At 59.2% G+C, this 505-nt stretch carries 1 protein-coding gene; it reads left to right on the top strand.

Going from position 1 to position 505, the window contains the following annotated elements; translation table 11 throughout:
• Window positions 1-13: 13 nt before the first annotated feature.
• Window positions 14-505 (top strand): hypothetical protein (locus P3G66_RS31865; protein ID WP_276117892.1); only part of this gene is annotated, 492 nt, incomplete at its 3' end.

Raw genomic sequence — 505 nt, 5'->3', positions numbered from 1 at the left:
TGATCCTCCGGAGGTGTGTGATCCGGCGACGCAGCTGTGCACGACGCATCCGGTGGTCTCTCCGAAGATTGCTGTGGTGAAGTCTTCTGATCCGGTGTCGGGTTCGAATGTTGTTGCCGGTCAGGACATCAAGTACACGCTTACGTTCTCGAACACCGGTAACGGTGCGGGTGAGGTCGCGTACTTCGATGATTTGCGTCAGGTTGTGGACAAGGGTGCATTGAGTGGTTTGACTGCTGATGCTCCGTTGGTTGCGACGATGGTCGGCACGGATGGTTTCTCGGTGACGGGAACCTTGGCGGCCGGCGAAACGAAGACGGTGACGTATTCGGTGAAGGTCAATGCCGATGTGGTCGGTGGGGTGTTCGTGAACAACTTCGTTGTTCCGGGTACGACTCCGCCGGTTGATCCTCCGGAGGTGTGTGATCCGGCGACGCAGCTGTGCACGACGCATCCGGTGAAGGTTCCGGGGTTCACGGTCGCGAAGGCTGCCGATCCTGCGTCG

Source organism: Rhodococcus sp. C3V (genome assembly GCF_029269915.1).
Classification (GTDB): domain Bacteria; phylum Actinomycetota; class Actinomycetes; order Mycobacteriales; family Mycobacteriaceae; genus Rhodococcus_F; species Rhodococcus_F qingshengii.
This window is presented reverse-complemented; position numbering and strand designations above follow the sequence as displayed.